This window comes from Streptomyces sp. NBC_00872 (assembly GCF_045161915.1).
In the GTDB taxonomy this organism is placed as follows: domain Bacteria; phylum Actinomycetota; class Actinomycetes; order Streptomycetales; family Streptomycetaceae; genus Streptomyces.
Map to the genome: position 1 here is coordinate 5379292 of NZ_CP108806.1, position 26867 is coordinate 5406158.

The 26867-nt window shown below is 71.7% G+C and carries 17 protein-coding genes and 2 pseudogenes; 12 read left to right on the top strand and 7 right to left on the bottom strand.

Annotated elements, in window-relative coordinates; translation table 11 throughout:
• Positions 1-86: 86 nt before the first annotated feature.
• Positions 87-944 (top strand): annotated as a pseudogene (locus OG214_RS23195) (VOC family protein); the annotation flags it as partial.
• A gap of 405 nt (positions 945-1349) precedes the next feature.
• Positions 1350-3920 (top strand): PQQ-binding-like beta-propeller repeat protein, encoded by a 2571-nt coding sequence (locus OG214_RS23200; RefSeq protein ID WP_405985818.1) that lies wholly within the window; start codon positions 1350-1352, stop codon positions 3918-3920.
• A 67-nt stretch (positions 3921-3987) separates the two neighbouring features.
• Here the strand turns inward: OG214_RS23200 and OG214_RS23205 are convergent, their stop codons facing one another.
• A complete protein-coding gene (locus tag OG214_RS23205) occupies positions 3988-4743 on the bottom strand; it encodes a hypothetical protein (protein ID WP_405985819.1) in 756 nt (251 codons plus the stop codon).
• Between the two features lie 160 nt (positions 4744-4903).
• Here OG214_RS23205 and OG214_RS23210 point away from each other — a divergent pair, with 160 nt between their 5' ends.
• Positions 4904-5449, top strand: a complete 546-nt coding sequence (locus OG214_RS23210; protein WP_405985820.1) for a hypothetical protein — start codon at positions 4904-4906, stop codon at positions 5447-5449.
• 194 nt (positions 5450-5643) lie between these two features.
• Here the strand turns inward: OG214_RS23210 and OG214_RS23215 are convergent, their stop codons facing one another.
• On the bottom strand, positions 5644-5859 hold the full coding sequence (locus OG214_RS23215; protein ID WP_383036071.1) for a hypothetical protein: 216 nt from the start codon (positions 5857-5859) through the stop codon (positions 5644-5646).
• A gap of 207 nt (positions 5860-6066) precedes the next feature.
• The gene (locus OG214_RS23220; protein WP_405985821.1) at positions 6067-9015 is read right to left on the bottom strand and encodes an AfsR/SARP family transcriptional regulator; all 2949 of its coding nucleotides are present in this window, start codon (positions 9013-9015) and stop codon (positions 6067-6069) included.
• Between the two features lie 588 nt (positions 9016-9603).
• Here OG214_RS23220 and OG214_RS23225 point away from each other — a divergent pair.
• Entirely contained in the window at positions 9604-10656 is a 1053-nt protein-coding gene (locus OG214_RS23225) for a terpene synthase family protein (protein WP_405985822.1), read from the top strand.
• A 110-nt stretch (positions 10657-10766) separates the two neighbouring features.
• On the opposite strand, the gene OG214_RS23230 is transcribed toward OG214_RS23225, so the two are convergent.
• Positions 10767-11432: a hypothetical protein gene (locus tag OG214_RS23230; RefSeq protein WP_405985823.1), complete on the bottom strand. Its 666-nt coding sequence runs from the start codon at positions 11430-11432 to the stop codon at positions 10767-10769.
• Positions 11433-11633: 201 nt separating this feature from the next.
• Between OG214_RS23230 and OG214_RS23235 the strand changes: the two genes are divergently transcribed.
• The 6 genes from OG214_RS23235 to OG214_RS23260 all read left to right on the top strand — a co-directional run bounded on the left by OG214_RS23235 (position 11634) and on the right by OG214_RS23260 (position 18267).
• Positions 11634-12851: a HupE/UreJ family protein gene (locus OG214_RS23235; protein ID WP_405985824.1), complete on the top strand. Its 1218-nt coding sequence runs from the start codon at positions 11634-11636 to the stop codon at positions 12849-12851.
• A 133-nt stretch (positions 12852-12984) separates the two neighbouring features.
• A complete protein-coding gene (locus OG214_RS23240; protein WP_363081487.1) occupies positions 12985-14961 on the top strand; it encodes a metallophosphoesterase family protein in 1977 nt (658 codons plus the stop codon).
• A 75-nt stretch (positions 14962-15036) separates the two neighbouring features.
• On the top strand, positions 15037-16116 hold the full coding sequence (locus OG214_RS23245) for a WxL protein peptidoglycan domain-containing protein (protein WP_405985825.1): 1080 nt from the start codon (positions 15037-15039) through the stop codon (positions 16114-16116).
• 121 nt (positions 16117-16237) lie between these two features.
• Positions 16238-16435 carry a helix-turn-helix domain-containing protein gene (locus tag OG214_RS23250; protein WP_405985826.1) on the top strand — a complete coding sequence of 66 codons (198 nt, stop codon included), beginning with the start codon at positions 16238-16240 and terminating at the stop codon, positions 16433-16435.
• Positions 16432-17139, top strand: coding sequence for an HAD-IA family hydrolase (locus OG214_RS23255; protein ID WP_405985827.1), 708 nt, complete (start codon positions 16432-16434; stop codon positions 17137-17139). Before OG214_RS23250 ends, OG214_RS23255 begins: the two co-directional genes overlap by 4 nt.
• Before the next feature lie 243 nt (positions 17140-17382).
• Positions 17383-18267: a helix-turn-helix domain-containing protein gene (locus OG214_RS23260; protein WP_405985828.1), complete on the top strand. Its 885-nt coding sequence runs from the start codon at positions 17383-17385 to the stop codon at positions 18265-18267.
• A 221-nt stretch (positions 18268-18488) separates the two neighbouring features.
• Here the strand turns inward: OG214_RS23260 and OG214_RS23265 are convergent, their stop codons facing one another.
• From OG214_RS23265 to OG214_RS23275, 3 genes are all read right to left on the bottom strand, one after another.
• Positions 18489-20087 (bottom strand): CehA/McbA family metallohydrolase, encoded by a 1599-nt coding sequence (locus OG214_RS23265; protein WP_405987583.1) that lies wholly within the window; start codon positions 20085-20087, stop codon positions 18489-18491.
• 198 nt (positions 20088-20285) lie between these two features.
• Complete coding sequence (locus OG214_RS23270) at positions 20286-20705, bottom strand: type II toxin-antitoxin system VapC family toxin (RefSeq protein WP_363081495.1); 420 nt, start codon at positions 20703-20705, stop codon at positions 20286-20288.
• 7 nt (positions 20706-20712) lie between these two features.
• Positions 20713-20943, bottom strand: a complete 231-nt coding sequence (locus OG214_RS23275; RefSeq protein WP_365901308.1) for a FitA-like ribbon-helix-helix domain-containing protein — start codon at positions 20941-20943, stop codon at positions 20713-20715.
• Positions 20944-21293: 350 nt separating this feature from the next.
• Between OG214_RS23275 and OG214_RS23280 the strand changes: the two are divergent.
• A pseudogene (locus OG214_RS23280) lies at positions 21294-23906 on the top strand (bifunctional FO biosynthesis protein CofGH); the annotation flags it as partial.
• Position 23907: 1 nt separating this feature from the next.
• Positions 23908-26736, top strand: coding sequence for a tetratricopeptide repeat protein (locus tag OG214_RS23285; protein ID WP_405985829.1), 2829 nt, complete (start codon positions 23908-23910; stop codon positions 26734-26736).
• The last annotated feature ends 131 nt before the right edge of the window (positions 26737-26867 follow it).

Below are 26867 nucleotides of genomic sequence, written 5' to 3' on the forward strand. Positions count from 1 at the left end.
CCACAGGCCGACCACCACCCACACCAGAGCCACCACCCACACGCCAGCCACCAGCCATCACCCACCAGCCACGGAAGGATCCGGACATGGCCGCGTTCGCGGAATCCACGCCGTGCTGGGTGGATGTCTCGCTCCCCGATCTCGCAGCGGGCAAGCGTTTCTACGGGGAGCTGTTCGGCTGGACCTTCGGCGAGGACAGCGGCGCGGCGTACGGGCACTACACGGAGGCGTTCAGCGACGGCAGGCGTGTGGCCGGTCTCGTCGCCAAGAAGGACGGCAGGATGCCCACCGTCTGGGGGGTCTACTTCGCCACCTCCGACGCCGTCGGGCTGAGCGAGCGGATCGTGCGGGCGGGCGGGCGGACCGTACGGGCACCGACGGCCGTGGGGCCGTTCGGGGTGATGGCGCAGGCCGCGGACCCGGCCGGCGCGGTCTTCGGGCTCTGGCAGTCCGGGGAGGGCTGGGGTTTCGAGAAGAAGGGCCTGCCGGGTTCCTTCTGCTGGACCGAGCTCTATACGCGCGACAAGGAGCGCGTCGACCCGTTCTACGAGACGGTCCTCGGCTTCCGGGGGACCGATCTGCCCGGCGCCTCCGTCGACTTCCGCATATGGTTCCCGGCCGGTACGGAACAGGCCGCGTCCGGTGGGGAGTTCGGCGCGGCCGGCGCGGAGGAGGGGCCGCCCGGCGCCGAAGGAGGGGCGGCCGGTACGGAACCGGCGCAGGCCGGGGCGGCGTTCGGCGGACGGAGCGTCATCACGGACGCGTTCCCCGCGGCGATGCCGGCCCACTTCCTCGTCTATTTCGCCGTCAGCGACTGCGACACGACGGCGGGGACGGTCGTCCGGCTCGGCGGCCGGATCACCACACCTCCGTTCGACATCGAGCACGGACGGATGGCCGCGGTGATGGACAACCAGGGCGCCGTCTTCGCCGTCCTGGCGGAGCGGGAGCGACCGCGCGCGCCCGTGCGTGAGGCGTCCGAGTCCGGATCGGAGCCGGTGCGTGAGGCGTCCGAGCCCAGGTCGGAGCCCGTGCGTGAGGCGTCTGAGTCCAGGTCAGAGGCCGTGCGGGAAGCCGGGTGGGAAGCCGGGTCGGAGCCCGGGGGCACGTCGGAGACCGCACCCGGGCGGAGCACCGGCCGCGAGCGCGCGCGGCGGTGGATCGGCCGCGGAGGAGGGGGAGATCAGTGATAAACGGGCGATCAGCGGTGAAGGTGTGACACATGTGGTGTCCGGATCGAGGTGAGACACCCCGATCCGCCCCCGGGTTCGCAACCGCTGCCTCAGGCAGGAAGAATCAGGGGGCACGGGGCCGTACCTTGGTGGCCCGTACGGGGAGGTGGCAGGCAAGTGGAGCAGCTTACGCAGCACGATCCGAGACGCATCGGCCCTTTCGAGGTGCTGGGGCGGCTCGGGGCCGGCGGCATGGGGCTGGTCTATCTCGCGCGCTCGGCGTCGGGCCGCCGGGTGGCGATCAAGACCGTACGTACCGAGCTTGCCGAGGACCAGCTCTTCCGGGTCCGCTTCACGCGTGAGGTGGAGGCGGCGCGGGCCGTCAGCGGCTTCTACACCGCCGCCGTCGTGGACGCCGATCCCCGGGCCGCGGTGCCCTGGCTGGCCACCGCGTATGTGCCCGCACCCTCGCTGGAGGAGATGGTCAACGAGTGCGGCCCGATGCCGGCCCAGGGCGTGCGCTGGCTGGCGGCGGGCATCGCCGAGGCGCTCCAGTCGATCCACGGCGCCAATCTCGTCCACCGCGATCTGAAGCCGTCGAACGTCCTGGTGGTGGAGGACGGGCCGCGGGTCATCGACTTCGGTATCGCCTCCGGTGTCTCCAACACCCGGCTCACGATGACCAATGTGGCCGTCGGCACCCCCGCGTACATGTCGCCCGAGCAGGCGCGGGACTCGCGGAGCGTGACGGGCGCGAGCGATGTCTTCTCGCTCGGTTCGACGCTGGTCTTCGCCGCCACCGGACACGCGCCCTTCCATGGCGCGAACCCGGTCGAGACCGTCTTCATGCTGCTGCGTGAGGGACCGGACTTGGAGGGGCTGCCGGACGAGCTGAGGCCCCTCATCGAGTCGTGCATGCAGATGGACGCCGTGCGGCGGCCGTCGCCCGCCGATCTCCAGGCGCAGCTCGCTCCCCATCTCTTCGCCTCGGGCAGTGACGACAGCGGTACGGCGTCGGCGTGGCTGCCGGACCTGGCCACCGCGATGATCGAGCGGCGCAGGGCCGGCGGGCGGGTCCCGGCGGCGGCCGTGCGCCCGGCGGAGCCCGCTCCCGTACCGCCGCCGCCCGCGCATCAGCCGCCCAGGCCCGCGCAGGCCCCGGACTGGGACGCGGTCTGGCGCCCGGAGGGCGGTCCGCAGGCCGGCCGGCACGGCGGGCAGCACGGCGGGGGGCAGCACGGCGGGGGGCAGCACGGCGGGGGCCGTCCGGGCGGTGGCGGTCGCCACGGCGGACGGCCCGAGGCGGCTCCGCCCGTCCCGTCCGCGTCGTCCGCCTCCGCGTCCCCACCGGTCTCGCCGCCCCGTACGCCTCCCGACGGGCCCGTACGCCTGCCCGGCTCCCCGGTGCCGATCGGTCCCGGCCCCCGGGTCGCGGACACGCGCGCCGCGATCCCCGTGGGCCCAGGAGCGGGCGCGGGTCCCGCCACCGGCTGGATCCGCCCGCCGGCCGGGCTGAACGGTACGGAGGCGGCCGGCGGCGCCGCGCCGTCCCCCGCCGCACCCGCCGTGCCCGCACCCACCCAGCCCCAGCCGCCCGAGGGGGCGGGCGCCGCGGCCCGCTGGCGGCCCTGGCGGTTCCGGATGTCCAACGACGTCTGGGGCACCCCGGTCGTCGACGGGGATCTGCTCTACGTCACCTCGTTCGAGGTGCACGCGCTGGACGTGGGCACCGGGCGCCGCCAGTTCAAGACCAGGGACGTGGCCTGGGCGATGGCCGTCGCCGGGGGCCGTATCCACGCCTCCGACGGGCCGACGCTGTACGCGCTCGACGGCAAGGACGGCAGTGAGCGCTGGCGACTGAGGACCGACGCCTGGGTGTACTCGCTCAAGGTCGACCGGGGCACGGTCGTCACCGGTACGCGCGGCGGCGGCGTCCAGGCGTGGGAGGCGTCCACCGGCGAGAAGCTGTGGGAGACCGGCGGCGCCCAGACGGACTTCGAGACGCCCGAGGCCGGGCCCGCGATCTTCGACGGCACGGTGTACGTGTGGAAGGAGGCCCGGCTGCTGGCGCTGGACGCGCGCTCGGGCGCCGAACTGTGGTCGTATCCCATCGGGGACGCCGCCTCCTGCGGGGGCGTTCCCGTACGGGTGAGGCCCGCCTCCGACGGGCATCTGTACGTCTCCGCCGGTACGCGCGTGCTGTCGGTCGAGATCGGGACCGGCCGGGTGCGCTGGCACTTCGAGGCGCCCGCCGTCTTCCTCTCCCCGCCGGCCTTCGCGCCCGGCCCGGCGGTCACGGGCGGCGGTGTCTATCTCGCCGACTATCTCGGCACGGTGTACGCGCTCGACGCCACCACCGGCAAGGACCGCTGGCGTATCGCGACGGAGTCCCGCCAGTCGATCGAGCCGGTGCTCGTCGCCGACGGCAATGTGCATGTCGGCAGCGGCAGCGCGCTGTACACGCTGGACGCGGTGACGGGCACGCCCAAGTGGCGCTTCGCGGCGGGCGGCGAGGTCATCGGCGCCCCGGTCGTCGCGGACGGCAGGCTGCACTTCGGCTCGGCCGACCATGTGCTGTACACGCTGGACGCGAGCGGCGGGCAGCTCCGCTGGAAGCTGGCGACGGGCGGTGAGATCACGGGCTCGCCGGTGGCGCGGCGGGGTGTGGTGTACGCGTGCAGCAAGGACCGGTGCGTGTACGCGCTGGACGCGGTGAAGGGGACGGCGACGGGGCGCGGGTCGCGGTAGGCGCGGGGGCGCGGGGCCGTGCTGCTTGACGTGGGCGCGTGGGCGCGCTGCTGAGTGGTGCGGGGCCTCAGTGGCGCGGGGGCGTGTCGTCCCGGCCGTCGTCGCCCGGCCTGTCGACGGGCAGGGACTGGGTGTCGCCGTCCTGCGGGGGCTGCGGCGGCCCGTACTTGTGGGGCCCTTCCCAGGGATGTCCGTACACAGGGGGCTGGTACTGCCCTCCGTACGGCTGTGGCTGCCCGCCGTACCGCTGCCCCTGTTCCTGTTCCTGACCGTACGTCGGGCCGTACTGGTCCGTACCGTACGGATGGGCTCCGTACGGCCCCCAGTCCTCGGCCTGGGGCTCCGGTTGGACGGGCCGCGGCTCCTGCCGGACGGGTTCCAGGTACGGGGCCTCCGGGGCCTGGAACCGCGCGTGGCGACCGCTCATCACCAGCGCGGCCAGAAGGAGCACGATCCCGCCGCCGAGGGCGTACGCGACGCCGAGTCCCAGCCCGGAACCGCCGCTGGTGATGCTCAGCCCGTCCGACACCTGGCCCTGGCGCACCATCCACAGGACCGTGAAGCCCAGCACGATCAGCCCGGCCAGCGTCACCAGCAGCCGTGACCGCAGTACCAGTCCGATCAGGGTGACGAGCGCGGCGAAGGCGAAGGGCAGCAGCAGCGAGACCACGACCGCGGAGCTGGTGGTGGTGATGCCGTTGAACAGGTCGGAGACGCGGTAGTCGTGCCCCCGGCGGCTGTCGAACCAGATGAGGAAGGGGCTCAGTACGGCCGCCGCGGCGGCGGCGAGGGCGAGGATCGAACCGATGATGTTGCGGACCATCGCCGGCCTCCTGACCACGGATGTACGGATCCCGCTCCGGTGCACGACGCTACGCCGGGTACCGGAGGCGCGCCATGTGACGGCGGGGGCGTACGGCCGCGCTGTTAAGGTGTCGCGCGCGATTGACAGGTGCATGTGACAACGGGGGAAGGATTCGGTTTTGCTGCGTCGACGTATGAGATTCGCGGCCGTACTGGTCGTGGTGGTGCTGGCCCTGACGGGGTTCTCGTCGGGCAAGGGGAAGAGCAAGGGATCGAGCGGAGGCGGTGGCGGGGGAGGCGGCTGCTCCAGCTCGAAGAAGAGCAACGGCGGGTACGTGGGTGCGGGTGCGGGCTCGGGCTCGGACTACGACTCGGATTATGACTCCGACGACGGCTACAACGGCTCGTCGAGCGGTTCGACGGCCGACCCGTACGCCACGTCCGACACCGTCCAGGCCCGTGTCGTCACCTGCGTCCGCAAGGCGAGCGGCAAGCGGAAGGCCGTCACCTACGCGACGGTACGCGTCGAAGCGCCCACGGGCACGACGGGCGTCTACGAGATCGACGTCGACTTCAAGGACGCCTCGGGCACGGTCGTCGACTCCGCCGACACGGAAGTGACCCTGGAGAGCGGCGAGTCGAAAACGCTCCGGATCTCGATGGACTTCCCGAAACAGGTAACGCGCGTACGCGCCTGCGAGGCGAGGGCGACGACGACCGGCTGAGGCTGACCGCCGCGCGGGGCGGGCATGGACAGCCGGACGGGCATGGACAGAGGGGCCGAGCGATCTCGCTCGGCCCCTCTGTCTCTTCCCCGCATCCCCCGCTTCCCCCAGGTTCCGCTACGTCCCCCCGTAAGCCGTGCGGCCGCGACGGCTCCCCCTCCGCGCCGTCGCGGCCGCTCCCCGTCGGGAACTGGTCAGGGCTTCGGCGGTGCCGGCGAGTGGCTGTCCATCGTCGTGATCTCGGTCTCGTCGGACGGCGCGGCGCTGTCCGCCGTGGCCGCGTCCGCCTCCTTGGCGGGCGGGGCCGGCGAGTGGCTGTCCTTGGTCGTGATGTCCGTGATCTTCGTGGGCAGGATCGGCGAGTGGCTGTCCAGTGTGGTGATGTCTTCGTTCTTCGTCACGTCGCTCATATCTGGAACTCCCGTGAAACTTCATGGCGTGCACTGGCTGAAATCGCCCGTTCGGCGGCTCCCCCGGAGGTCGCCGAACGGGCGATTCGGGCGCTCACCCTAACGGTGTAGCGCATGGCAACCCGTCTGCCCCCCGAGGCGACGGATCGATGTACCGAGGCTCGCAGGTGGGCATAAACAATCGATGAACGCCCTGACGGGCAATGCTCAGGCGGCTTTGAGGGGTGAGAGGAGCAGCCGCACCTCGGCGGCCCCCGCCCCGTCCACACGTTCGTGGATGGCCAGCGCCTCCTGCCAGCAGACCTGCGCGCGGTCGAGCTGGCCGAGGCTGCGCAGCGATTTCCCCAGCAGCGTCAGCGCGTTGGCGTGCATCCACTCACCGCCGATGAAGCCGGTCGTGAGGGCCTGCTCCGCGTGCTGCGCCGCGTTGGCGTGACGACGCGCCAGCAGATGCACCTGGGCGATACGGAAGTGGGTCGTGCCCTCCCACAGCCGCTGCCGGGTGTCCACGAAGACGTTCAGCGCCTCGGAGAGCTGCTCCAGCGCCTCGGTGTGGCGCCCGGACTGGGCGAGAACGATGCCCAGCGCGTACCTCGCGTTCGCGAGCCGCAGGGTGAGCCCCAGCTCGTCATATATGGCGACGCCCTGGTGCGCGAGTTCCACCGCGTCGGAGGTGCGCCCCATGGAGGCGACGACCCGGGAGAGGTTGCACAGGGCGCTCGCCTCGCCGGGCCGGTTGCTGTCCGCGCGGAACGCCTCGATCGCCTTGAGCAGATACCCCTCGCCCGCCGCGTACTGATGGGTGCAATTGGCGACGATTCCCAGCTCGTTGGGCGCGTTGCTGGCGATCCAGGCGTCGGGGGACACCTGCTTGAGCTCGGCCGCGAGGCGCGCCTCCGTCCCCGCCAGTTCGAACCGGCCCGCGCCGTTGTGCACCTGGGCGAGCGTCACCCGGGCGCGGGCCTCCGCGTGCGCGTCGCGCGCGGAGGCCGCGGCGTCCCGTGCCGCGGTCGCCGCGGTCTCGTACCGCTTCGAGCTGGCACCGGACTCCGCGAGATCCTTGGAGGCCAGCAGCAGATCGACCGCCCGTCGCAGCATGTCCGCGCCGAGGGACTGCTGTACACAGGCCAGGATCGAACCGGCCTCCGAATGCAGCCAGTCCAGCGCGGCGGCGCCGTCGCCGAACTCCAGCGCCGGATAGCGGGTGGCCTCCAGATGGTCGACGGTACGGTCCCCCGGACGCTCCAGCGCGTACACCCGTGCCGCCGTCGCCAGATAGAAGTCCAGCAGCCGCGACATCGCCGACTCCCCCTCCGACGGGGGCTGTTCGTCGCGTTCCGCGCAGGCGCGGGCGTAGAGGCGTACGAGGTCGTGGTAGCGGTAGCGGCCCGGGGCCGCGGATTCCAGCAGGGAGGTGTCGACCAGCGACTCCAGCAGGTCCTCGGTGTCCTGGAGGGGCAGGTCCAGGACGGCGGCGGCAGCGGCCAGGGAGAGGTCGGGGCCGTCCGCCAGGCCCAGCAGCCGGAAGGCACGGGCCTGGGCCGGCTCCAGCGCGCCGTAGCCGAGTTCGAATGTCGCCTTGACCGCGAGATCGCCCGCCTGGAGCTCGTCCAGCCGCCGCCGCTCGTCCGCGAGCTTCGCCGCCAGGACCGAGACCGTCCAGGTGCGGCGGGCCGCGAGGCGCGACGCCGCGATACGGATCGCCAGCGGAAGGAAGCCGCACGCGGCGACCACGTCCAGCGCGGCCTTGCGCTCCGAGGTGACCCGCTCCTCGCCGACGATACGGGTGAAGAGCTGGAGCGCCTCCTCGGGCGACATCACATCGAGGTCGACGAGATGCGCGCCGGCCAGGTCGACCATCCGTACCCGGCTGGTGACCAGCGCCGCGCACCCCTCCGTACCGGGCAGCAGCGGGCGGACCTGCGCGGCGTCGTGCGCGTTGTCCAGCAGGACGAGGATGCGCCGGCCGTCGAGCGTGGAGCGGTAGAGCGCGGAGCGTTCGTCGAGCGAGTCGGGGATATCGGTGTCGGGTGTGCCCAGCGCCCGCAGGAACGCGCCCAGGACGGTCTCCGGCTCCGCCGCCCGCGCGCCCGCCCCCTGGAGGTCCACGTACAACTGGCCGTCCGGGAAGTGCGACCGCGCCGCGTGCGCGACATGCACCGCCAGCGTCGTCTTGCCGACGCCGCCGATGCCCGCGAGCGCGGAGACGGCCATCACGGATCCCTCGGCGGAGGCGAGCCGGCCGCTCAGTTCCCGTACGAAGGAGGCCCGGCCGGTGAAGTCCGGCACCGTGGCCGGGAGCTGGGCGGGCCGCCGGACGGTGTGGACGGGCGCGGGCTCCTCCACCGGCCGTGCCAGCTCGGCGTCCGCCTGGAGTATGCGCTGCTGGAGCTGGGAGAGTTCGGGGCGCGGGTCGACGCCCAGCTCGTCGGCGAGCAGCCGCCGGGTGTCGGCGTACGCGGCGAGCGCCTCCGCCTGCCTGCCGCTGCGGTAGAGGGCCAGCATCAGCAGCTCGCGCAGCCGTTCGCGCAGCGGGTGCGCGGCGGTGAGCGCGGTCAGCTCGGAGACGGCCTCCGCGTGCCGGCCGACCTCCAGATCGAGATCGAGGCGGGTCTCGGTGAGCTGGAGGCGCCATTCCTCCAGCCGGGTGCGCTGGTTGTCGGCGTAGGGGCCGGGTACGGAGGCGAGCGCCTCGCCGTCCCACAGCCCCAGCGACTTGTTGATCAGGGTGCGGGCCAGATAGCGGTCGCCGGCGGCGCGCGCCTTGTCCGCGTCCGCGGCCAGCTCCTGGGCCACGTTCAGATCGAGGGAGTCGGACCGGGTCCGCAGGGCGTAACCGCCGGCCTCGGTGATCAGTACGCCGGGGCTGAGCACCTTGCGCAGCCGGGAGGCGTACGTCCGTACGGCGGCGAGCGCCTGCGAGGGCGGTTCGTCGCCCCAGAGCGCGTCGATGAGCTCACCGGCGGTCGCGGTGCGGCCGTCGCGCATCAGCAGGGCGACGAGCAGGGCGCGTTGCTGGGGTGACCCGGACGGCAGCGTCTCGCCGCCGCGCCAGGCGCGTACGGGTCCGAGCACGCCGAAGCGCAGTTCCGCGGTGTCCCCCGGCACGCCCGGAGCCCGCTGCTCCGGTACGCGCGGCCCGCCGTCACGGTCCATAGCTCCCCCTGCTCCCGGTGCTGCCGGTATCGCCCTCGACAGTCTGCCTTGTCGGAGGCGGATCGTCAGCAGTGAGTGAGGGTCTGCACAAGGCTTCGACAGGATCGGCGCGGCCGTGGCGGAGGCGGAGGCCGGGGGGCGCGGAAGGAACCCCACCGGTTCGTGCGACCGGCCGGACGCCCCGACGCGTGCGTTCGACGCGTGCCGACGCCTTGCGTTCAACTCGCCCTGACGCCCTGACGCCCTGACGCCGTGACGCCGTGACGCCGTGACGCCGTGACGCCGTGACGCCGTGACGCCGTGACGCCGTGACGCCGTGACGCCGTGACGCCGTGACGCCGTGACGCCGTGACGCCGTGACGCCGTGACGCCGTGACGCCGTGACGCCGTGACGCCGTGACGCCGTGACGCCCTGACGCCTTGCGTTCAACGCGTGCACGCGCCGGTCGTGCCGGGGGGCTGGCCAGGCGGGGGCAAGCGGGTGCGTGATGGACCCGTGGCCGGACAGACACCCCTTCCTCCGGTTCCTCCGGACAGACACCCTTTCCTGAGGGTTTCGCAGGTGGACGGCCGCCTTGGAGGCTCCCTATGTACGACAACGCCGACATCTCTCCCGGCGCGGACCTGTTCCACGCCGTGCTCTGGGGCGATCTGGGCTTCGGCCGGTCCTCCCATCCGAGGACGGACACGGCGCGCGACCGCAATCTGAGCTGGCTCCGCGGGCATGGCTTCTTCGCCTCCGCGGCGGCCGACGACTGGTACCGCTCGTGGGATCTGGAAGGACTCGTCGGCGGGGTCTACCCGTACGCGGACGACACGGGACTGGACCGGTGCAACAAGGCCACGACCTTCATGACCGTCTTCGACGACCAATTCGAAGGGCAGCCGGGCGACACCTCGACCGCCGCCGCGGTCACCGTCAGGTCCTATCTGGATGTCATCGACGGCCGTCCCGTGGCCGGTCCCGTCCCCCCGCTGAAAGCCATGTTCGCGGAGATCTGGCAGGACTGGACCGCCGCCGCCATGTCCGCCGAGTGGCACGCACGGGCCCGGGACAACTGGGTGTACTGCCTCACGGCCATGGCCCATGAACGGGCGTCCCTGCGGACGGGAGAGCCCCTCGCGCCCGACCAGTACCTCGAACTGCGCCGGGGCACCTCCTACATGCCCTTGTTCCTGGACCTGATCGAACTCGCCGGCGGGACCGAATGCCCCCGGGTGATCAAGCACGCGCCCCCGGTCAGGATCATGCGCCTGATCACGATGGACATCGTCAACTTCATGAACGACGTTCTCTCGCTCCACAAGGAGATGGCTCGCGGCGACAACGACAACATCGTCCTGACGACGCGGCACGAGCGCCGCTGCTCACTGGCCGAGGCGATCTCCCTCACCTGCGAGGAGATCGCGGCCAAGGCCCGGCGGTTCAGCGAACTGCGGGCCGGGCTGCCGGGCCTGTGCGCCGGACTCGGCCTCTCCGGTGAGGAGACGTCGGCGGCCGTCCACTACGCGTACGCCCTGGAGCGGTGGATCGGCGGCTACGAGCCCTGGCAACGCCGGAGCCCGCGCTACCAGGACGCCTTCGCCCAGCGCCCTCCGCGGGAGCGGTGGGCCTTCGAGATGGGCGCCAAGGACTCCTGAGGCCGGACGCCCCCCGAGATCAGACGCCGCCCGAGGCCGGACGCCACCCCGGGACGAGCACCGCGTTCGGGAGGCAGGGCGCGAGCCCAGCAAGATCCAAACGAGAGGCCCTAGTCGAGCCAGATCACGATCCCGGTCAGGTCGTTGAGCACGGCCGCGACGCCCGCCCTGATGGCGGCCGAGCAGCGCGCGCCGGTGAACGAGGCGGGGTCGTACGTCGAGGACGCGCCGAGCCCCTCGCCGCGGAACGACGCGCCGGACCAGTCGACCGCCGTGACGTTGCCGGTGGGCTCGGCCAGCTCCGCGCCCACGACGAGGAACGGCTGTGACAGGTGGTTGGGGGTGACCATCGCGAGGGGGTCGATGAGGTCGTTGCCCGCGCTGACGATGAGGTCGGGGCGCATGTCCATGGCCTTGGTGATGCTGGGTATGAAGTCGTGCGGGTTGTCGGCGGCCACCGTTCTGAGGTCGACGTGCTCCTCCTCGGCCCAGTCCTGGACCGCCGTCACAAGGGCCTTGGTCGGACGGTCGTCGCCGGCGGTGAGCAGGACCACGCGGTAGTCCTCGGACGGGTGGACCCCGGTCCAGGAGCCGGGCCGCGGCGTCGCCGTCGCCTCCGGAGCGAGCGGGACGGAGGGGTCGACGAACCCCGGGCCGAGAGTGCCGACGGCGCTGGGCGCGGGACGCGGCTGTGACCAGTCGTCGCCGGAGCTGCATCCGGTGACCAGCGCGGCGGCCGCGGCCAGGGTGGCAGCGGCCCGAAGGTGGGGGCGCAAGGCGATCGTCCTCCGAGTGGTGGTGGCGAGTGATGGTGGCGAGTGATGGGGACAGGACGCCTACATCCTGCTATCCCGGCTTCTGTCGTCTTCATCCATGGGTGTCGTTCTCGCGGTTGTTTTTCCGCTCTTCGTCATTTGGCTGGTTCCCGTTCATCCGTGACATGCACCGTGCACTGGCAACCTGAAGGAGCCAGCCACATGTCACAACGCGTCCGCCGCGCCCTCGTCGGGATCACCGCCGCGGTGATCGCTCTCCTGAGCTTCGGTCCGTCGGCGCAGGCCCATGGATTCACCTCGACCGTATATGCCGACGTCGCCTCGGGTGAAGGGGGGCATATACGAACGAAACTACGGCTTGAGTACGACCTGTTCGTCGTGTCCGCCGCCGACTCCGAGGGCGACGACCCGCTCTTCCGGGCGGGGAACGGGGCGTTCGAGGCGGGTGACACCGGCGCCCAGGCCGCGGCGCTCAACACCCACGCCGAGTCGGCTGTCTCGTATGTCACCAAGCGCTTTTCGGTCACCTCGAACGGAGCGGCCTGCGCGCCGACCCGGGTCGGCGACTTCACGATGGGCCGGCAGGAGGGCGTACCGTACGCCGGTCTGCTGCTCGACTGGGCGTGCCCCGAGGGGAGCGCCGACCCCGAGGTGCGCAGCACGCTGTTCCCCGACGCCGAGACGTATGTCAAAGGCACCAAGACGATCGTCACCTACGAGATGGACGGCCGCTCGGGCAGTGCCGCGCTCGACGCCGCTCATCCGTCCTTCTCGATGGGGCAGGCGTGGTACGAGCGGTTCTGGGAGTTCTTCCGGCTGGGCGCCGAGCATCTGCTGGGCGGGATCGACCACATCCTGTTCCTGCTGGCGCTCATCGCGGGGTCGCGGCGGCTCCGTGAGATCGTGCTCGCGGCCACGAGTTTCACCCTGGCGCACTCGGTGACGTTCATGCTCGCGGCCCTCGGTCTGGTCGACGTGCCCTCGAAGGCCGTGGAGCCCGTCATCGCGCTGTCGATCGCCGTGGTCGCGGGCTGGTACCTCTGGCAGATCCGGCGGCGCGGCGGTCATGCCGCCGACCTCGACCTCGACGCGGCGGCGGGACGCGGCCACTTCAGCCTGGACCGTGCGGGCTGGCTCCGTCTCGGGGTCGTGTTCTGCTTCGGCCTCGTGCACGGCCTGGGCTTCGCGGGCGCGCTGGGAATCGACGAGGCGTTCTCGTGGACCCTGCTGTGGTCCCTGCTGGTGTTCAACGTCGGTATCGAGACCGTGCAGTTGGCGATCATCGCCCTTGTCTTCCCGCTGCTGACCGTGCTCCGCCGCCGTGCGCCGACAACTGGCCTCTGGGCGACCGGTGTGATCTCCGCGGGTGTGTCCGTGATGGGGCTGGTGTGGTTCGTGCAGCGGCTGTTCGGGCTGTGAGACCGGAACCGTCCCCTCCGCAGGGCCAGAAGTTCAGCTGGCCCGAAGTTCCCATTTATCTCCGGTTCACCAAGGACCGCGAGGTTTTGATTCCCAATACATCCACCCATGTGGGTAAAAGGAACGTAAACTGATGAGATCTAGACCTTCGACACAGGCCTCCGGGCTTGTGCGGCGTCGCGTGGCCACCGGGGTCACCGCGGCAGTTCTGGGCCTGAGCGTGGCCCTCGGCAGCGGAATGGCGTCCCCCGCCGCCGCCGCCGACCCCGCGTCGCTCACCGGCATCATCCTCGGTGTGGGCGCCAACGAGACCCAGCGCACGGTGACCTGGTACTCCTCGGCCGACACCGCGCAGAAGCTCCAGGTCGCCCCGACCGCGGCGCTCGTCAACGGCGAGTTCCCGGCCGACGCCGCCACCTTCGACGCCATCGGCGGCGCGAACATCGCCACCAGCGGTGGCTTCAACCGCCACGCGACCATCACCGGCCTGAAGGAGAACACGCAGTACTCCTACCGCGTCGGCTCCGAGGGCAACTGGTCCACGGGCTACTCCTTCAAGACGCAGGACTTCGAGGGCGACTACGACTTCCTGTTCTACGGCGACCCGCAGATCGGCTCGTCCGGCGACCTGGCGAAGGACCAGGCCGGCTGGCAGGACACCGTGGACGTCTCGCTCGCGGCCAACCCGAACGCCGAACTCCTGGTGTCGGGCGGCGACCAGGTCGAGACCGCCAACAACGAGTCCCAGTGGAACTCGTTCCTGGCACCCGACAAGCTGCGCCAGTACCCCTGGGCCGCCACCATCGGCAACCACGACGTCGGTGGCAAGGCCTACGAGCAGCACTTCTCCACCCCGAACACGGACCGTTCGGCCCCGCTGTACTCCAACGGGAACCCGGCGTCCAACACCTCCGGCGGTGACTACTGGTACATCTACAAGGATGTCCTGTTCATCGACCTCAACAGCAACAGCTACGCCACCTCGCAGGGCGGCGGCGGCGACGCGGCGCACCTCGCCTACGTCACCGACGTCATCAACAAGCACGGCGCCGAGGCCAAGTGGAAGGTGCTCACCTACCACCACGCGATCTACTCGCCGGCCGACCACGCCAAGGACTCCGACAACAAGGTCCGCCGGGTCGACTTCCCGACGACCTTCTCCAAGCTCGGTGTCGACCTGGTTCTCCAGGGCCACGACCACAGCTACTCGCGCAGCTACCTGATCAAGAACGGCGAGAAGGCGGACCCGGCCGAGCAGCCCGGCGCCTCCGACGTGTACGCCGGTCCCGGCGGTGTCCTCTACGTGACGGGGAACTCCGCCTCGGGCTCGAAGTACTACGACATCACGAAGCCGGACAGCAGCGGTACGAGCGGCGCCGGCAACGGTGCGGACCCGCTGAACCCGGACAGCTACTGGTACAACTCGGTTCAGAACCAGGAGCACGTCCGCACCTACGTCAAGGTGCAGGTGCGCAGCGACAAGCTCGTCGTCGAGAACGTCCGCAGTGGCACCTGTGCCGCTCCGAACGCCTCGGTGGAGAAGGGCAACTGGTGCAACAACACGCCTGAGGGCCAGCCGGTCGGCTCGCTCGTCGACAAGGTGACCGTGCACCCGTTCCACGGCGACGGCCAGGACCTCCAGGTCAATGTGCCGAACGCCGCTCCGGGCGAGTTCGGCTGGACGATCGACGGCTACAACGGCCTGGTGGACCTCGGCACCGCCGAGGAGCAGGGCGGCAACCACTTCGAGGCGGACGGCAAGATCAACCCGATCGTCGTCTCGGACAGCCGCCGCTCGCTCGCTCCCTGGTCGATCTCGGCCAACGTGAGCGACTTCAAGGACGCCGACAAGACGTTCTCCGGCTCCTACCTCGGCTGGACGCCGCGTGTGCTGGTGAACGGCGCGGGCTCCAAGGCCGGCGTGTCGGTTGCCTCCGGCTACGACGACCAGGGCCAGGGCCTCTCCGTCTCGCGCGGCCTCGGTTCGGCCGAGCAGGGCCACGCCCGGGGTACGGCCAAGCTGGGCGCCGACCTGGGTCTGAAGATCCCGGACAGCGTCGAGAAGGGTGGCTACCGCGCCACTCTCACGATCACTGCGCTGAGCAGCTGATCTGACCCGTTCCACCTGGCGGGGCAGGCGCCTTCGGGTGACCTGCCCCGCCTCCCGTTCCAGGAGAACCCCGACATGCACACGCCCGTTACGCGCCGCACGACCGGCGTCACCGCCCTCGTCCGTACCGTCGCCCTGCCCCTGCTCATGGCCCTCGCGGGCGCCGGCCTGTGGTCCGCCCCCGCTCAGGCCGCCGACGGCGATGTCACCTGGACGGTCAGGACGGCCGCGAACGGGTACGGCGACGACCGGTCCAGCTACAGCTACGCCGTCAACCCCGGTGGCCAGGTCAAGGACACCATGGTCGTCGCCAACCACAGCAAGTCCCCGCTCGAACTCGCGGTCTACGCCGCCGACGGCTTCACGACCGACACGGGCCAACTCGACCTGCTCACCAAGGACAAGAAGTCCGTCGGTATCGGCGCCTGGGTCCACGCCGCCCGCGACAGCGTCGTCATCAAGCCCGGCAAGTCCGCCGAAGTCCCCTTCACGGTCGGCGTTCCCGGCAACGCCACGCCCGGCGACTACGTGGGCGGCATCCTCACCTCCCTCAAGCAGTCCGACGAGGCCGAGGGCATCAACGTCGACCGGCGCCTCGGTATCCGGGTCAAGCTGCGGGTCAGCGGCGAGCTCAAGCCGAAGCTCGCGATCGAGGACCTCCAGGTCGACCACAGCGGCTCGGCCAACCCGTTCGCCAAGGGCGACGCCACCGTCACCTACACGATCCACAACACCGGCAACGCCATCCTGTCGGGCAAGCAGACGGTGTCGGTCTCGGGCCCGTTCGGATGGCTGAAGGCCGAAGCCGGCGACATCGCCCCGCCGCCGGATCTCCTCCCGGGCGAGAGCTGGAAGACCAAGGTGCCCGTCCACGGCGTGGCGTCCGCGGTCAGCCTGACCGCGACCGCGACCCTCACACCCGTGCTCACCGACGCGTCGGGCTCCACCACCTCGCTCAAGCCGGTCGAGGCCACGGCACACGGCTGGGCCGTCCCCTGGATACTGCTGATCCTGGTCGTCGTACTGATCGCGGCCATCGTGGGAACGATCCTCCTCACCCGCCGCAACCGCGCCCGCCGCAAGCTGCTGGAGGAAACCCGCGTACGGGACGCGGTCGAACAGGCGCTCCGCGACAAGGAGACGCAGCAGAGCTGACGGCACGCGCGAGCCGACGGCGGACCGGACAGCTTGCCGGATCCGCTGCCGGCGGAGCGGTTCCAGCGCATACGGTTGCCCTTCGTAGTGGTTCGACCACGGACTGCGGAGGGTGTGTTCGGTGGCGGAGATCGACAAGATCATCGGCGATCGCATCGAAAGAGGGCGGCGGCGCAGAGGTCTGTATCAGCACGAACTCGCTGCCGCGGTCGGCCGGTCCGAGTCGTGGGTGGGCCAAGTGGAGCGCGGGGACGCGCAGCCTGAGCGAGCACCTGATCGAACGCGGACCCAGCCGAGGGCCGCCAGGAGTGCCGCGTGAGCCGCCGTACGGGACTGATCCTCGACTTCGGCGGGGTGCTGACCACCAGCGTGGCCGCGTGCGCGCTCGCCTTCGACCGGCGGGCGGGTCTGCCGGAGGGCACCTTCTTGTCCGTTGTCGCCAAGGATCCGCAAGGCGCCGCCTTGTACGCGGACCTGGAGCGCGGAGCGATCACCCAGGTCCAGTGGAACGAGCGCACGGCCGCGCTGCTCGGCATCGACGGCACCGATCTGCTCGGCCGTGTCCTGGAGGACCTGCACCCGGAGCCGTCGGTGATCGCCGCGGCTCAGACGGCCCGAGCCGCGGGGGTCAAGGTCGGGATCTTCTCCAACAGCCTGGGTGCGGAGCCGTACGACGTCTACGGCGGCTATGACCTGGCCGCGCACTACGACGCGGTGCTGATCTCCGAGGACCACAGGATGCGCAAGCCCGACCCGGAGCTGTACCGGATCATGCTCGGACTGATGGATCTGCCGGGCGAGGCATGCGTGTTCGTCGACGACACCGCCCGCAACCTTCCGCCCGCCGAGGAACTCGGCATCGCCGCCATCCTCGCCGAGAACCCGGCGGACACGATCGCGCAGATGGAAGCCGTCCTCGGCATCCCACTCACCGAGCAGGTACCGGGTCGTGGGATTCCACGACCCGGTGGGCCGGGAGCCGGAGTACGGGGAGCCGGGGGCGCGCGACGCCAGGAGCGTTAAAGGATTTTGGGAGAGAACCTTTCCCAACCAACCCTCAACCCACCCGCAGTTCCGCTCACTCGGGAGGGTGAAAACGGCAACATCTGGTCGGAGGGGTGGGGTTGGTGTGGTTACGCTCGGCGACGTAACCCCGAATACATAACGGCCCCCGGTCGGGACTCACAATCCCGGTCGGGGGCCTTGCCACCAAGGAAGTTGACGCTTCCGGCGGCTACCACCCAGGAAGTCGAGAACCCCTTCCCGATGGCTCTTCAGCAGCTTAGCGCGACCCAGAGCACTCAGTCCGGCATTCCGACGAGCGGCGTACGGCATGTGCGCCACCGGCACACCGAGCGGTTCACCGTGGTCGGAAACCATCTCGCCCAGCACCGCGGACTGTCGCTGACCGCGATCGGGCTTGCCGTGCACATCCAGTCGCTGGCAGACGGCGCGAAGATCGGCATCAAGGCCCTCACGGCGCGGTTCGCCGAGGGCGAGGTCGTGATCGCTCGGGCGCTGCGGGAGTTGGAGGCGTGCGGCTATCTCAGCCGCACGAAGGAACGGACGCCGGGCGGTCGTTGGGTGACCCGGACGGTGGCGTACGACGATCCGTCGGCGGTGGCGCCTGTGCCGAGTCCAGCGCCACAGCCGAAGCCGAAGCCCAGACGGAGGCCGGCGCCGGCCGGGTCGGAGCCAACGGCGCCGAAACCGGCCCCGGCGCCGGCCCTCGTTCCGGACCGAGCGCCGGCCCCGGCACTCCCAGAACCCGACCACCCCGACCTCGCCCGCCACCGCACGGCCACCGAGATCCTCGCCGGGCTCCGGCGCGACGCCCCGGGCCTGGTGCTGTCCGAGCGCGATGTACGCCGTCTGGCGCCCGCCGTATCGGCCTGGCTGGAACGTGGCGTGGAACCCGACGCCGTACGCCGCACCCTGACCGCCGCGCTCCCGCAGGACCCCATCAACCACCCGGCGGCATTCCTCGCCCACCGCCTCACCGAGTTGCTGCCGCCGCCCCTCCCCGCCGAACCCATCGCACGCCCGGTGCCACGGATCGTCCCGCTCCAGAACTGCGACCGCTGCGACCATGCCTTCCGCGCCCCGGAACCGGGCAACTGCCCGGGCTGCAGCTTGTTACCGGGGAGCTGAAGGGCTGTTCGACCAATGGAGCTGAACAACAACACGGAGACGGCGCCGAATGCGACGAGGTCGCCGATGGCTTCGGCGGAATCGTTCCCGGTCGCGACAGCGAGGCCGGTCGTTGTTCGTGTCCGCCGTCGAGCGCGAGGATTTCCCGGCCCGGGTGAACGCCGTTCCCGTGTTCTCGACGCGCCCCGCGACATCGGCCGGCCGGTCCGCCCCGGGCCGCACTACTCCCCGAGGAACACCGGGTTGGTGAAGGCCGCCAGGGGGCCCGGGAGGGTGGGGAGGGTGGGGGTGTGGCGTACTTCCGCTCGTACGTACGTCGCGTAGGCGGGTGTGGTGCGCCACTCCACCGTGCCGGTGCCCGAGGCCGGGAGTGGGGCTGTGTGGAGGGTGCCCTGGTCGGTGACGAGGTGGGCGGTGCAGCCGGGGGCGCCGGTGACCTCCAGGCGGACCGTCACCGGGTCGTCGGCGTTCACGCGCAGGCGGTCGCCGATGCCCGCGTGGCGGCCCCGGCCGCCTGCCGCGCCGAAGCTGAGCGAGACCGCGGAGGACTCGGCGACATAGCTGTGGCCCGCGCGGATACCGGCCAGGATCGCGTCCCGGCTGAGGTCCTCGGCCAGGACCACCGTCTGCGGGGTGCCGATGGGGTCGGGGTCGCGGTGCGCGTCGCTGTTGCCCATCGCCGGGGTCCAGGCGCGGCCGGAACGGGCCGCCGAGACCAGGGTGTTGTCCCAGTCGGCGAGCGAGACCTCGTCGTCCACGGTGTACGGGCCGTTCCAGACCTCCACCGCGTCGGCGTCCGCGAAACCGAACTTCCAGTTGCAGCCGATGCAGGTGGCGTGCGGGTGCGCGGGGACGACCAGTCCCTCGGCGCGCCGGATCTCCCGCGCGTAGTGGCCGAAACGGTTGTCCCGGGCGCGGTAGCGCCAGTCGACGAAGGTGCCGGGGTCCGTGCCGATGGCCAGCACATGGCCGTTACGGGTGGTGACCTCCTCGCCGGTGAGGATCAGCAGGTCGTCGCCCCACAGGCCGTCCCAGGCGCTGTGCCCGGAGTGGGTGTTGTGCTCACTGGTGTTGATGAAGTCGAGGCCGGCGGCGCGGGCGAGCGCGGCGAACTCGGCGGGGGTGCGCCTGCCGTCGGAGTGCACGGAGTGGATATGGCAGTCGCCGCGGTACCAGGCCCGGCCGCGCCCCTTGGCGCGCTCGGGCGGGTGCACGGGCGCCGGGGTCCTGCCCGGGTCGCCGAACCTCAGGGTGATGGTGACCTGGTACGCCAGACCCTGCGGGGCGACGGTGTACGGGCCGAGCGCGATGTGCCAGGTGCCCGCGCGTACCGGGCCCGGGACATAGCCGGGGCTCGCCGCGTCGGCGCGCAGGAAGAACTCCGTACGCGCGCCGCCCGACCAGCCGCGGAAGCCGCGTCCGCCGAGGGCCGTGCCGCGTTCGTCGAAGATGCCGATGTCGAGGGCGTTGCCCTGGGTGCCGGCGGGCATCTGGGGCCGTTCGTAGCTGTACGAGACATGGATCTCGCTGACGCCGCGCGGCACCTCGACGGGCAGATAGACGAAGTCGGGGGAGCCGGTCGGCAGTGTGCCGGTGACGGTCCTGGTCTGCTCCTCACCGGTGCCGGTGCCGGTGCCGAGGGCTCCGGTGCCGAGGGCTCCGGTGCCGTCCCCGCCCGCGGGCGCGGCGCTCGCGAAGCTCACGGTACTCAGCGTAAGCGCGGCGGCGGCGCCCGTCACCAGGAGTCCGCGTCTGCCGAGTCCGACGGTCCCGTGGTTCTCGTCCTCACGGTGGTGATGGTCTGTGTGGTCCTTGCACATTCCGGCGGCTCCCAGGGTGCCGAGAGGGATACGAGCGGTCACATGAACGGTCATGCGACCGGCCATACGAGTCGTGCCTTCGCACCCTGGTATCGAGCCGTGAACCGGCGTGCAAGGGAAGGGGCTCGACGGGTGGCGGGAAAACGGCCAGGACATGGCACGGCCGCCAACTGTCCTGCCGACGCGCCGGAACCGGGATCAGGCCGGGGACTCGAACACGACGATCTCGCACCGGGCCGCGCCGCCGCGCTCGATCCTGGCATCGCTCGTGATCAGTGGTACGCCCAGGGTTTCGGCGAGGGCGACGTACTGCGCGTCATAGGCCGACAGGTTCGCCGACAGAGTTTTCACACGCTCCCAGAGGATCAGGGTCTCGTGCCGGTCGATCGGCAGATCCCGGAACGTCGTCATGGCCTTGTGGAGTGCTCTCGCGGTCAGCTTGGGCTTCCCTCCGCGTCGGCCACGGGCCAGGCCGAGCAGAGCGGACATGACTTCGTAGTCGATCAGGTGAGGTGCGGCGAGGCGGTCCTCCTCGACGACACGTTTCCGTACCCGTTGCCCGGTGGGGCCGTCGTCGGTCAGGAAGAAGACGAGTGCGGAACAGTCGATGACGATCACCGGGCGATCACCGGCCCGCTCGCGCGTCGTCGATCGCGGCCCGCACGTCCGCGGTGGTCAGCGTCGTACTCGCCTCCGCCTCGGCGCGGGTGGCGACTTCGGCGAGTGTGGGGCTGGTGGCCGCGCCGACGAGGATGTCCAGCGTGTAGGCCTGGAGCGACTTTCCGGCTTGGGCGGCACGGGCCTTGAGTATGGCGAGAGCGCTGTCCGGGACGTCACGGATGGTGAGAGCAGTCATGACTGCAATATACCGTCAGTGCATGCAAAATGCATGCACGTCCCCTCTTCGGTGACCCCTCCGTACCGCGCGCCCCCTCCGGTTCCTGCCCGGCCCCCACCGTTGCCCGGCCGCCCACCGTGACCTGCGTCTCCCGGGCCGCCCGTCCCCCCGGCGGAGCGGGTGGCCGAACGTATCCTCAAAGGATGACGACGCGCGTGCCGCAGGAACCCGGGACCGGACGATCCGCCCAACGGCCGACCGAACAGCCGGCCGGGCGATCCGCTGAACCGTCGGGCGGAGGGCCCGCTGAACAACCGTCGGGCGGGCGGGCCGCCGAACCGTCAGGTGGGCGGCCCACTGAACAGCCGGCCGCCGGGCGGCCCACCGCCAACTCCATGCGCCGGGCGCTGAAGCGGGCGCGGGACGGGGTCGCGCTCGATGCCGGCGAGGCGGCCGTGCTGCTCCAGGCCCGTGGCGACGACCTCACCGATCTCGCCGCCTCCGCCGCGCGCGTACGGGACGCGGGCCTGGCGGCGGCCGGACGGCCCGGGATCATCACGTACTCCCGCAAGGTCTTCATCCCGCTGACCCGGCTGTGCCGGGACAAGTGCCACTACTGCACCTTCGTGACCGTGCCCGGCAAGCTGCGCCGGGCGGGCCACGGCATGTTCCTGTCGCCGGACGAGGTCCTGGAGATCGCTCGCCGGGGAGCCGAACTGGGCTGCAAGGAAGCCCTGTTCACACTCGGCGACAAGCCGGAGGACCGCTGGCCCGAGGCCCGCGAGTGGCTGGAGGCCGAGGGGTACGACGACACCCTCGCCTATGTCCGGGCCATGGCGATCCGGGTCCTGGAGGAGACCGGCCTGCTGCCGCACCTCAACCCCGGCGTGCTGTCCTGGACCGACTTCCAGCGGCTCAAGCCCGTCGCGCCGAGCATGGGCATGATGCTGGAGACCACCGCGACCCGGCTCTGGTCCGAGCCGGGCGGCCCGCACCACGGCTCGCCCGACAAGGAGCCCGCCGTACGGCTGCGGGTCCTGGAGGACGCCGGCCGCTCCAACGTCCCCTTCACCACAGGGGTGCTGATCGGTATCGGGGAGTCGTACGAGGAGCGCGCCGACTCCCTCTTCGAACTCCGGCGCGTCCAGCGGGCGTACCACGGAGTCCAGGAAGTCATCGTCCAGAACTTCCGCGCCAAGCCGGACACGGCGATGCGCGGTATGCCGGACGCGGAGCTGGAGGAGCTGGCGGCGGCCATCGCCGTGGCCCGGCACATCCTCGGTCCGTCCGCGCGTATCCAGGCCCCGCCCAATCTCGTCGACGCCGAGTACGCCCTGCTGATCGGCGCGGGCATCGACGACTGGGGCGGGGTCTCGCCGCTGACCCCGGACCATGTCAATCCCGAGCGCCCCTGGCCGCACATCGACGAACTGGCCGCCAAGACCGCCGAGTCCGGATTCGCGCTGCGCGAACGGCTCACGATCTACCCCGAGTTCATCCAGCGCGGCGAGCCCTGGCTCGACCCCCGGCTGCTCCCGCACGTACGGGCGCTGGCGGACCCGGAGACCGGCCTCGCCCGCGACGACGTGAACCCCTCCGGGCTGCCCTGGCAGGAGCCGGACGAGGGCTTCACCGCCATGGGACGGACGGATCTGCACCGCACCATCGACACCGAGGGCCGTACCGCCGACCGCCGTGACGACTTCGACGAGGTGTACGGCGACTGGGAGGCGCTGCGCGAGGCGGCGGCGCCCGGCATGGTCCCGTCCCGGATCGACGCGGACGTACGGACAGCTCTCAAGCAGGCCGCCGACGACCCGACGAAGCTCACCGACGACGAGGCGCTCGCCCTGCTCCACGCGGACGGCCCCGCGCTGGACGCGCTGACCCGGATCGCCGACGAACTGCGCCGTGACGTGGTCGGCGACGACGTCACGTACATCGTCACGCGCAATATCAACTTCACCAACGTCTGCTACACGGGCTGCCGTTTCTGCGCGTTCGCACAGCGCCGTACGGACGCCGACGCGTACACCCTCTCCATCGACCAGGTCGCGGACCGGGCCGAGCAGGCGTGGGAGGTGGGCGCGGTCGAGGTCTGCATGCAGGGCGGTATCCACCCCGACCTGCCGGGCACGGCGTACTTCGACATCGCCCGCGCGGTGAAGAAGCGCGTTCCCGGCATGCATGTCCACGCCTTCTCCCCGATGGAGGTCGTCAACGGCGCCTCGCGCACCGGTCTGTCGATCCGCGAATGGCTGACGGCCGCCAAGGAGGCCGGACTCGACTCGATCCCCGGCACGGCGGCGGAGATCCTCGACGACGAGGTCCGCTGGATCCTCACCAAGGGCAAGCTGCCGACGGCGACCTGGATCGAGGTCGTGAAGACCGCCCATGAACTGGGCATCCGCTCCAGCTCCACGATGATGTACGGCCATGTCGACCAGCCGCGCCACTGGCTCGGCCACTTCCGTACGCTGGCCCGGATCCAGCAGGAGACGGGCGGCTTCACCGAGTTCGTCACCCTTCCCTTCATCCACACCAACGCCCCCGTCTATCTGGCCGGTATCGCCCGACCGGGGCCGACGGACCGCGACAACCGCGCGGTGATGGCGATGGCGCGGCTCCTGCTCCACCCCCACATCACCAATATCCAGACGAGCTGGGTGAAGCTGGGCACGGAGGGCGCCGCCGAAATGCTCCGCTCCGGCGCCAACGATCTCGGCGGCACCCTGATGGAGGAGACCATCTCCCGGATGGCGGGCTCCAGTTACGGCTCGTACCGCTCGGTCAAGGACCTGGTCGCGATCGCCGAAGCGGCGGGCCGCCCGGCCAAGCCGCGTACGACGCTGTACGGCGAGGTCCCGGAGGAGCGCGTACGCACGGCGGCGGCCTCGGACGGCCATCTGCCGCAACTGCTGCCGCTGCTGCCCGCCGAGGCGCCGGCCGCAGTGCCGGCCGCTGCGGGCGACGGGGCCTGACATGGGCAGCGCGCGACCGTCCGCGCGACCGTCGCTCCAGGAGCGGATCCGGCGTCGCAGGCGTGCCTCGTTCGTCGGGCGCCGGCGGGAGCTGGCGCTGTTCCGGGAGAATCTCGATCTGCCGCTGGACGACGAGCGGCACCGGTTCCTGTTCCATGTCCGGGGCAACGCGGGGGTCGGCAAGACCTCGCTGGTACGGGAGTTGGAGCAGCTTGCCCGGGAGCGCGGGGCGCTGACCGCGTACACCGACGAGGCCGTGGCCGGGGTACCGGAGGCGATGGCCGCGATCAGTGAGCAGTTCGGGCGGCAGGGCAGACCGCTCAAGGCGCTGGACCGGTCGCTCGCGACCTACCGCCGACGGCGGTTCGAGGTGGAGTCGGCCGCGCTGGAGACCGGCGGCCCGCCGCAGGACGGCCCCTCGGCGGGCCCCTTCACCGGACTCTCGGCAGGGCTCTCGGCCGGGCCGTCGGGACCCCCGGCCGGGCCGTCGGCCGGGGCGATGGCCGTCGCCAGGGCCGGGCTGGCCGGGCTGGGCATGGTGCCCGGGGTCGGCATGCTCGCCGGGGCGGCGGATCCGGCCCAGGTGGCCGAGGGCGCGGACCGGTTACGGGCGGTGGTCGCCGCGCGGCTGCGCGGTCACGAGGACACGGAGCTCGTGCTGTCGCCGCTGCGGGTGCTCACCCCCGTACTCGTCTCGGAGATACGGCGGGTCGGTGCCGAAGTGCCCTGGATCGCCCTGTTCTTCGACACCTACGAGCGCACCGGGCCGTTCCTGGACCTCTGGCTGCGCGATCTGGTCACCACCGAGCGGTACGGCGCGCTGCCCGACCATGTCGTCGTCACGCTCGCGGGACAGCGCCGGCTCGACCCCGGCTGCTGGGGCGACTACGCGGACGCGGTGACGGATCTGCCCCTCGACCCCTTCACGGAGAGCGAGGCCCGGCTGCTGCTCGCGGAGAAGGGTGTCGTCGACGAGCCGGTCGTACGGGATGTGCTGCGCCTCTCCGGCCGGCTGCCCGTCCTGGTCTCCACCCTCGCCAGCAACCGGCCGGACGGCCCCGGCGATCTGGACGATCCCAGCGCCACGGCCGTGGAGCGCTTCCTCAAGTGGGAGCGGGACCCGGCCCGTCGGGCGGTGGCCCTCGCCTGTGCCCTGCCGCGACGGCTGAACGAGGACATCCTCCGCGTGGCGGTCGGCGCGGACGGTACGGCGAACGGTGCGGCCGGTGCGAACGGTGCGAACGGCGCGAACGGTGCGGTCGGCGCGGTCGGCGCGGTCGGCGCGGACAGTACGCAAGAGGCGGCCGGTACGGAGGAGGCGGCCGGGCTCTTCGGCTGGCTCTGCTCCCTGCCCTTCGTCAGCGGCCGGGCCGGCGGCCGGGTCCGCTACCACGACGTCGTACGCGATCCGATGCTGCGGCTGCAACGGGCCACCTCCCCACGGCGGTGGACGGCGGCGCACACCCGGCTGGCCGAGGCGTTCGCGCGTGAGCGCGAGGCGGCAGCGGACGGCCTCGGCCTCGGACTCGGGCCGGGGCCGGGCCTGGGGCTCGGGCCGGGCGGCGACGCCGGGGGCACCGGGGACGGGTCCGGACAGGGGGAGGAGGGGATCGGCCCCGACCGCCGCTGGGCCCAGGAGAGCTGGCGCGAGTCACGCCTCGAAGAGTCCTACCATCTGCTCTGCGCCCGGCCCGCCGCCGCCCTGCCCGCCGTGCTGCGCGACGGGATCGCGGTCTGCCGGCTGGGCCCTGTGGAGGTCCGCCGCTGGGCGCGGACGCTCGCCGACGCGGGCCGGGACAGCGGCTCGGAGCCGGTCGCCGCGTGGGGCGCGGACTGTCTCGCGGCGCTCGCGGACGAACGGCGGTACGCCGTGGACGTCCTTGGCCTGCTGCTCACCCGGGCCGGGCTGACCGACCCCGACCGGACCGCCGCGTACACCGCCCGTGGCTGGAACCACTTCCGCGCCGACGCGCACGAGGAGGCCCTCGCCGACTACGGCCGGGCGCTGGCCCTCGACCCCGCGCGGGTGGCCGCGTACCACGGCCGCGCGGTCACCCACCGGGCGCTGGACGACTTCACCCGCGCCCTGGCCGATCTCGACCGCGCCGAGGAACTGGCCCCCGGGACGGCCTGGGTGCCGCGCGAGAGGGGCGAGACGTACCGCAGGGCGGGCCGGCCCGAGGAGGCCGTCGCCGAACTCGACCGCGCGCTCGCACGCGACCCGCGCGATCCGCTGATCCTGGGCAGCCGGGGACAGGCCAAGGTCCAGCAGGGACGGGAGCGCGAGGCGCTCGTGGACTTCGACCGCGCCATCGAGCTGTCGGGCGACTACATCTGGGCCCTGAGCCGGCGCGCCCATGTACGCGGCCGGCTCGGCGATGTCGCCGGGGCACTGGCCGACCTCGGCAGGGCCGAGCGGCTGGCCCCGGACATGGAGCGGGTGCCGGGGGAGCGGGGAGAGGTGTACCGGTTCGCCGGACGGTACGAGGAGGCCGTGGCCGAGTACACCCGGGCGCTCGCGCTCGACCCTTCGTACACCTGGGCGCTGGGCAGCCGCGCCATGGCACTCAAGTCCCTCGGCAGAACGGCCGAGGCGCTCGCGGATCTGGACCGCGCGCTGGAACTGGACCCCGGCTACGGCTGGGCCTCCACCCGCCGCGCGGAACTGCTGGCCGAGACGGGCGCGGCGGGTGAGACGGGTGAGACGGGCACGGCGGGGAGTACGGTCACGGGCGGTCGCTCGGGCGGCACGGCTACGGACGGCGAGGCCACGGGCGGTACGGCGACGGGCGGTCCGGCCATGGGCGGTGGCGTGAGCGGCGCCACGTAAGCGCGGGGGCGAAGCGCGGGGCCGGGCCCGGAGGCGGGCGGGCCGGACACCTCGGGGACCGGGAGCCGGGAGCCGGGGCCCGAGCCCCTGGGCAGCCCGGTCCCGGTGCCCGGTGCCAAAAGTGATCTCAT

Coding starts and splice junctions, on each gene's coding strand:
- OG214_RS23205 (WP_405985819.1), bottom strand. CDS start 4,743: ATGGTCCGCAACATCATCGGTTCGATCCTCGCCCTCGCCGCCGCCGCG.
- OG214_RS23215 (WP_383036071.1), bottom strand. CDS start 5,859: ATGAGCGACGTGACGAAGAACGAAGACATCACCACACTGGACAGCCAC.
- OG214_RS23220 (WP_405985821.1), bottom strand. CDS start 9,015: ATGGACCGTGACGGCGGGCCGCGCGTACCGGAGCAGCGGGCTCCGGGC.
- OG214_RS23225 (WP_405985822.1), top strand. CDS start 9,604: ATGTACGACAACGCCGACATCTCTCCCGGCGCGGACCTGTTCCACGCC.
- OG214_RS23235 (WP_405985824.1), top strand. CDS start 11,634: ATGTCACAACGCGTCCGCCGCGCCCTCGTCGGGATCACCGCCGCGGTG.
- OG214_RS23240 (WP_363081487.1), top strand. CDS start 12,985: ATGAGATCTAGACCTTCGACACAGGCCTCCGGGCTTGTGCGGCGTCGC.
- OG214_RS23245 (WP_405985825.1), top strand. CDS start 15,037: ATGCACACGCCCGTTACGCGCCGCACGACCGGCGTCACCGCCCTCGTC.
- OG214_RS23260 (WP_405985828.1), top strand. CDS start 17,383: ATGGCTCTTCAGCAGCTTAGCGCGACCCAGAGCACTCAGTCCGGCATT.
- OG214_RS23265 (WP_405987583.1), bottom strand. CDS start 20,087: ATGTGCAAGGACCACACAGACCATCACCACCGTGAGGACGAGAACCAC.
- OG214_RS23275 (WP_365901308.1), bottom strand. CDS start 20,943: ATGACTGCTCTCACCATCCGTGACGTCCCGGACAGCGCTCTCGCCATA.
- OG214_RS23285 (WP_405985829.1), top strand. CDS start 23,908: ATGGGCAGCGCGCGACCGTCCGCGCGACCGTCGCTCCAGGAGCGGATC.